This window comes from Dokdonella sp. (assembly GCF_051958935.1).
Classification (GTDB): domain Bacteria; phylum Pseudomonadota; class Gammaproteobacteria; order Xanthomonadales; family Rhodanobacteraceae; genus Dokdonella_A.
Map to the genome: position 1 here is coordinate 1 of NZ_JBQCFP010000053.1, position 7,051 is coordinate 7,051.

Below are 7,051 nucleotides of genomic sequence, written 5' to 3' on the forward strand. Positions count from 1 at the left end.
ACGTCAGCGCGGCGACCATTTCCCATCACATCAAGGAACTGGAAGCCGCCGGCCTCGTCCGGATCGTGCGCGAAGGCAAATTCGCCCACCTCAGCGTGCAGCGCGACGTCCTGCGCGCCTATCTCGACCAGCTCGCGGAAATCTGAGTCCGCCCCTTGAAAGCCGTGCGGGCGTCCCCTTGTCGGTACGACGATTAGACACTTGTCTAATCGTCTCATCAATCCAAGGAACCGACATGAGCAAGCTGGCAGGCAAGGTGGCAGTGGTGACGGGCGCATCGAAGGGCATCGGTGCGGGTATCGCGAAAGGGCTGGCGGCCGCAGGCGCCTCGGTGGTCGTCAACTACGCGACCAGCAAGGAAGGCGCCGATCGCGTGGTGGCACGGATCGTCGCCGACGGCGGCAAGGCGATCGCGGTACAGGGCGACGTCGCCAAGGCCGACGACGTGCAGCGCCTGTTCGCCGAGACCGCGCGCGCGTTCGGCAAGGTCGACGTGCTGGTCAACAACGCGGGCGTGTACCGCTTCGCCTCGCTGGACGAGGTGACCGAGGAGGAGTTCCACCGGCAGTTCAACACGAACGTGCTCGGCCTGCTGCTGTCGACACGCGAAGCGGCCAAGTACTTCACCCATGACGGCGGCAGCGTCATCAACATCAGTTCCGTGGCGAGCCAGCTCGGCCTTCCGGGCACGTCGATCTACGCGGCGACCAAGAGCTCGGTCGACGCGATCACTCACGTGCTCTCCAAGGAACTCGGCCCGCGCAACATCCGCGTGAACGCGATCAATCCGGGCGGCGTCGAAACCGAAGGCACGCATGCGATCGGCGTCATCGGCAGCGACTTCGAGAAGGACATGGTGTCCAAGACGCCGCTCGGCCGCATCGGCCAGCCGGACGACATCGCGTCGGTCGCCGTGTTCCTCGCGTCGGGCGATGCGGGCTGGATCACCGGCGAGACGCTGCGCGCTTCGGGCGGCATGCGCTGATCCACGCTGCAGCGGCACGCGAGCCACGGCTCGCGCGCCGCATCAGCGCCGCGCGTAGTCGACGAAGGTCATCGCGAACGCATGCCGCGCATCGGCGGCATGCGTTTCGCGCGCGGTTTCAACCCAGTCGTGCGCGTCGAACGCGGGGAAAAACGCATCCGCGCCAGCGACCTCGGTGTCGACCCAGGTCAGGTGGAGATGCGTCGCGCGCGGCAACACGAGCGCATACACCTCGCCGCCGCCGATCACCGCGAGTTCGCTGGCATCGCGCGCATGGCTGATCGCCTCGTCAAGCGAATGCACGACATGCTGGCCCGCATACGGCGCCTCGTCGCCGCGCGTGAGGACGAGGTTGTCGCGACCGGGCAGCGCGCGGCCGATCGCGAGTGCGGTCTTGCGCCCCATCAGCACCGGCCGGCCGAGCGTGAGCGCCTTGAAGCGGCGCAGGTCCTCGGGCAGGTGCCACGGCATCGCGCCATCGCGGCCGATCGCGAGCCGGCGGTCGAGCGCGGCGACGAGCGAGATCTTCATGCGCACGCCGACGCTCTCGCAGCGGCTCGAGCCACGGTGCTTTCCCGCTCGCGGCGATGCGACACGGGCGTCATACCGCGACCGGCGCCTTGATCGCCGGATGCGGTGCGTAGTCGACGATCGCGACGTCCTCGTAGCGGAAATCGAACAACGAACGCACGCCGGGATTCAGCACGAGCCTGGGCAGCGGCCGCGGCGCGCGCGCGAGCTGTTCGCGCGCCTGGTCGAAATGGTTCGAATACAGGTGCGCGTCGCCGAGCGTGTGCACGAAATCACCCGGCGCGAGTCCAGTCACCTGCGCCACCATGTGCGTGAGCAGCGCGTAGCTCGCGATGTTGAACGGCACGCCGAGGAAGATGTCGCCCGAGCGCTGGTAGAGCTGGCACGAGAGGCGCCCGTCCGCGACGAAGAACTGGAACATCGTGTGGCAGGGCTGCAGCGCCATGCGCGGCAGGTCGGCGACGTTCCACGCGCTGACGACGAGGCGGCGCGAATCGGGGTTGCGGCGGATCTCGTCGACGACCCACGCGATCTGGTCGATCGTGCGCCCGTCCGGCGCGGACCAGCTGCGCCACTGCTTGCCGTAGACGGGCCCGAGTTCGCCATCCGCGTCCGCCCACTCGTCCCAGATCGAGACGCCGTGCTCCTTGAGGTAGCGCACGTTGGTCTCGCCACGCAGGAACCAGACCAGCTCGTGCACGATCGACCTGAGGTGCAGCTTCTTCGTCGTGACGAGCGGGAATCCTTCGGCGAGGTCGTAGCGCATCTGCCAGCCGAACACGCTGCGCGTGCCGGTGCCCGTGCGGTCGGCCTTCTCGGTGCCGTGTTCGAGCACATGGCGTAGCAAGTCGAGATAGGGGCGCATTGGTAAATCGCTCTTCCGTGGGAGCGGCTTCAGCCGCGATGCTCTTGCGGTCCGGTGCCTGCGGCATCCGGCATCGACACCGGATGCAGACTGGCCGTGGGCGCCGACCGCGACCGCCAGAGCAGGAACAAGCCCACGAGGATCAGCGGCATCGACAGGATCTGCCCCATCGTGAGCCAGTCGAAGGCGAGGAAGCCGAGCTGCACGTCCGGCTCGCGCACGAACTCGACCGCGAATCGGAAGCAGCCGTAGAGCAACGCGAACAGCCCCGAGACCGCATAGCGCGGACGCGGCTTGCGCGAATAGATCCAGAGCACCGTGAACAGCACGATGCCTTCCAGGCCGAATTCGTACAGTTGCGACGGATGACGCGCCTCGTGCTCGAGCTGGCCGGCGAGATACATTGCATGCAGCTCGTCGCGCGTCTTGTCGAGCGCATCCAGCGCGCGCGGGAAGATCATGCCCCAGGCGACATCGGTATGGCGTCCCCAGAGTTCGCCGCCGATGAAGTTGCCGAGGCGCCCGAGGCCGAGGCCGATCGGCACGAGCGGCGCGATGAAATCGATCACGTCGAAGTAGTTCAGTGCCCGCCGCCGCGTCCACAGCCAACCCGCGACGAGCACGCCGAGCAGGCCGCCGTGGAACGACATGCCGCCTTCCCACACGCGAATCAGGCTGAGCGGGTGCGCGATGAGTTCGGCCGTGTTGTAGAACACCATGTAGCCGATGCGCCCGCCGAGGATCACGCCGAGCATGAGGTAGAAGCAGAGGTCGGAGAACTCGTCGCGCGTGACCGGCAGGCGCCCGGCCGCGCGCCGGCGCTGGCCCAGCCACCAGGCGATGCCGAAGCCGACGAGGTACATGATGCCGTACCAGTGCACCTGCACCGGGCCGAGCGAGAACGCGATGGGGTCGATGTCGACGAAGTAATGGGTCACGAACCGGGCGACATTGGTGAGTATCGCCGGGATTGTGCACGCTTCGGCGGCGGTCGCCCACTCCCCGAGTCGTTGCCCGTAGCGCTTCCGGGAAAATCCGCACGCCGATCGACAGGAGGGGATCGCGTCACGCCGCAATCCCGGCGGTGATCGGATCGCGGGCGCCGGAGATCCGCGCCGCAATCGGCTGCCAGCCGCCCGGCGACCTGCTCTTCGGCGACCGTTACGACGACGGCGGAAGCGCCGGCAAGGCGAAGCGAGCCCATGCTAGGCTCGCGCGGAGGGAAAGGTCGATGGCGCACACGGATCTCACCGAGCTGCTCAACCGCGCGCAGGGCGGCGATGCCACCGCGCGCGAAGCCGCGTTCGCGCAGATCTACGCCGACCTCAAGCGCATCGCCGCGGCCGAGCTGCGGCGCAATCCCGGCGCGACGCTCAACACCACCGCGCTCGTGCACGAGGCCTACGCGAAGCTCGCCGCGCACCACGCCGGCGCCCTCGCCAGCCGCGCGCATTTCTTCAGCCTCGCCGCGCGCGCGATGCGCCAGATCCTCGTCGACCAGGCGCGCAGCCGGCTCGCCGACAAGCGCGGCGGGCGCGAAGCGCACACCGGCCTCGACGGCGCGCACGAGGTCGCCGACCGCCGCGCCGAGGAACTACTGCTCGTCGACGAAGCGCTCGACCGCCTCGCCGAGCACGACGAACGCGCCGCAAAAGTCGTCGAATGGCATTTCTTCGGCGGCTTCACGTTCGGCGAGATCGCCGCCGAGCTCGAATTGTCCGAGCGCACGGTGCGCAGCGATTGGGCACTCGCGCGCGCGGTGCTCGCGCGCGAGCTCGGTTTCGGCGATATCGCCCCCGCCGCTTCGGGCGCCGGATTGCGTAACACGTAGCCAGGCATCTTCGAGGGGACCGCACGTGCATCGCGACTGGCCGCAAGTGAAGGCGCTGTTCGACGCCTGCCTCGATGCCGCGCCAGCCGCCCGCGCGCGCCTGCTCGGCGACGAAACGACGGTGCCGCCCACGGTGCGCGCCGAAGTCGAGGCGCTGCTTGCCGCGCACGCGCAGTCCACGTCGCTCGATCGTGGCGCGGCAGCGTGGGGCGCGCCGCTATTCGCCGGCGCCATCGACGATGCCGGCGACCGGCCCGAACGCATCGGCCCCTATCGGGTGCTGCGGGAGCTCGGCCGCGGCGGCATGGGCGTGGTGTGGCTCGCCTGCCGCGACGAGCCGGGCTTCGAGCAACGCGTAGCGCTCAAGCGCGTGCGCGGCGGCCTCGACGGCAGCGAGGCCCGCGCGCGCTTCCGGCGCGAGCGCGGCATCCTCGCGCGCCTCGCGCACGACCGCATCGCACGCCTGCTGGACGGCGGCGTCGACGCCGATGGCCGGCCGTGGTTCGCGCTGGAGTACGTCGAAGGCGAGCCGATCGACCGCTGGTGCGACGCGCGCAGGTTGCCGTTGCGCGCGCGGGTGCGGCTGTTCCTCGACGTGCTCGACGGGGTCGCCTGGGCGCATCGCAACCTCGTCGTGCATCGCGATCTCAAGCCCGCCAACGTGCTCGTCGACGGCGACGGCCGCGTCAAGCTGCTCGATTTCGGCATCGCCAAACTGCTCGATGACGGCGACGCCGACACGACCGCGACCGGCATGCTGCTGATGACGCCGACCTATGCCGCGCCGGAGCAGGTGCGCGGCGAGACGGTCTCGACCGCCACCGACGTATACGCGCTCGGCGTGCTGCTGTTCGAGCTCGCGACCGGCCTGTCACCGTATCGTACGCCAGCGTCGACCCGACCGGCCTTCGCGCACGCCGTGCTCGAGCAGGAAGCCGAACGACCCGCGCGTGCGCTGCAACGCACGGGCGTTGACGCGGCGGCGCTCGCCGCGGCGCGCGGCACGACACCCGCCGGCCTGCGCGCGGCACTCGATGCCGACTTCGCGCAGATCCTCTCGATCGCGCTCGCAAAGGTACCCGAGCAGCGCCATGCGAGCGTGGACGCCTTCGCTGCCGACCTGCGCGCCTGGCTCGACCGCCGGCCGCTGCTGAGTCGTCCGACACCGCGCTGGCGCCGGCTCGTGCAGTTCGCGCGGCGCCACCGCGTCGGCCTCGCGGCGGGCGCACTTCTCGGCGCGACGGCATTCGCCGGCATCGGCGCCACGCTCTGGCAGGCGCGCATCGCCGTGCGCAACGCGCAGACCGCGCGCGCGGTGCGCGAGTTCACGACCGGCCTGTTCGCCGCGATCGATCCCGACCAGGCGCGCGGGCGCGAGGTGCCGTTGCGCGAAGTGCTCGATCTCGGCGCGCGGCGCGCCGAAACGACCCTCGCCGACCAGCCCGTGGTGCGCGGTGCGCTGCTCTCCGACCTCGGTGCGATCTACACCTCGCTCGGCGACGATGCGCGCGGCATCGCCTTGCTCGAGCAGGCACGCGACGCGCTGCTCGCCCAGCCGCGCGGCGAAGACGAAGAACTCGCGCGCGCCTGGCTGCGCCTCGCCGAAGCGCAGTTCCAGGACAATCGCTACGAGGCGGCTGCAGGCAGCACCGACGCCGCCCTGCGGCTGCTCGCCCCGCGAGCGCCGGCTGATCCGCTTCGCATCGAGGGCGAGCTACGACGCGTGCGCATCGACGAAGAAGCCGACCGCCTCGACGCCGCCGGCGACCGCGCCGAACGCGTCATCGCTGCGTTGCGCGCGGATGCGCGCGCAGCGCCCGCAAGCCTTTCCGACGCGCTCGCGGCGCTCGGCAACCTGCGTCGCCTGCAGGCACGCCACGAGGACGCGCTCGTCGCGCTGGAAGAGGCGCTCGCGCTCGCACGCCGCGATCCCGATGATCCGCTCGTCGCCTCTCGCCTGCACGAGCTGGCCGCAGCCGAGGCCGCGGCCGGCCAACCGTCGCGGGCGATCGCGCACCTGCGCGAGGCGTACGCCTTGCACCGCCGCGTGCACGGCGAGCGCCATCCGCTCACCCTGTCGACCGAGGGCGAACTCGCCTTCGCGCTGGCGAATTCCGCTCAGTACGCGGAATCGGATGCCCTGTTCGAGCGCAACATCGCTGCCCGCCGCGCCGTGTTCGGCGCGCAGCATCCCCAAGTCGCGACATCGCTCAACAACGTCGGCGTGAGTCTCTACGTGCGGCGCCGCCATGCCGAGGCCGCGCAGTCCTTCGGTGAAGCCTGGCGCATCTGGCGGGCCACGATCGGCTCCGAACACGCGAGCACGCGAGCGGCGCTGACCGGCTACGGCGCCGCGCTGGCCGAAGCCGGCGATGTCGCGACGGCCGAGCCGCTCGTGCGGCAGGCGTACGCGATGTCGCAACGCCTCGACCCGCCACGCAAGCAGGAATCATCGGCCAACACGCTCGCGCTCCTGCTCGAGCGTACACGACGCCTCGACGAGGCCGAACGCGTGCTGCGAGACAACGTGGAGTTGCAGTCACGCGCGAACGACGGCGACGTGCGCCGCTACGCATGGACGACGACACTGCTCGGCCGCGTGCTGCGCGAGCGCGGTGACCTGGCCGCGGCGCGCGAGCAGCTCGAACGGTGCTTCACCGCCTACGACAGCGACGACTATCCGGACAATCCGCGTGCGGCGACCTGCTTCGTGCAGCTCGCGCTCGTGCGCGAGGCGCAGCACGCAGCGACCGGCGACGAGCGCGCACTGCTCGAGCGCGCGCTCGCCGTGCAGGAAGCGCAGCTCGGCAAGGACGATGCCGATGCGATCGCGACGCGC

Annotated in this window: 6 protein-coding genes; 3 read left to right on the forward strand and 3 right to left on the reverse strand. The window is 70.2% G+C overall.

Going from position 1 to position 7,051, the window contains the following annotated elements:
- The first annotated feature begins 235 nt into the window (after positions 1-235).
- Entirely contained in the window at positions 236-985 is a 750-nt protein-coding gene (locus ACTHK2_RS04705; RefSeq protein ID WP_440244541.1) for an SDR family NAD(P)-dependent oxidoreductase, read from the forward strand.
- A 42-nt stretch (positions 986-1,027) separates the two neighbouring features.
- On the opposite strand, the gene ACTHK2_RS04710 is transcribed toward ACTHK2_RS04705, so the two are convergent.
- The 3 genes from ACTHK2_RS04710 to lgt form a co-directional block, all read right to left on the reverse strand.
- Positions 1,028-1,516, reverse strand: a complete 489-nt coding sequence (locus ACTHK2_RS04710; protein WP_440244542.1) for a dihydrofolate reductase — start codon at positions 1,514-1,516, stop codon at positions 1,028-1,030.
- A gap of 70 nt (positions 1,517-1,586) precedes the next feature.
- Positions 1,587-2,381 (reverse strand): thymidylate synthase, encoded by a 795-nt coding sequence (locus tag ACTHK2_RS04715; RefSeq protein ID WP_440244543.1) that lies wholly within the window; start codon positions 2,379-2,381, stop codon positions 1,587-1,589.
- Positions 2,382-2,410: 29 nt separating this feature from the next.
- Entirely contained in the window at positions 2,411-3,319 is a 909-nt protein-coding gene (lgt, locus tag ACTHK2_RS04720) for a prolipoprotein diacylglyceryl transferase (RefSeq protein WP_440244544.1), read from the reverse strand.
- Between the two features lie 293 nt (positions 3,320-3,612).
- Between lgt and ACTHK2_RS04725 the strand changes: the two genes are divergently transcribed.
- Together ACTHK2_RS04725 and ACTHK2_RS04730 are read left to right on the forward strand one after the other, a co-directional pair.
- Positions 3,613-4,212 (forward strand): ECF-type sigma factor, encoded by a 600-nt coding sequence (locus ACTHK2_RS04725; RefSeq protein ID WP_440244545.1) that lies wholly within the window; start codon positions 3,613-3,615, stop codon positions 4,210-4,212.
- 25 nt (positions 4,213-4,237) lie between these two features.
- Positions 4,238-7,051: protein kinase domain-containing protein (locus ACTHK2_RS04730; RefSeq protein WP_440244546.1), on the forward strand; the 2,814-nt coding region annotated here is incomplete at its 3' end.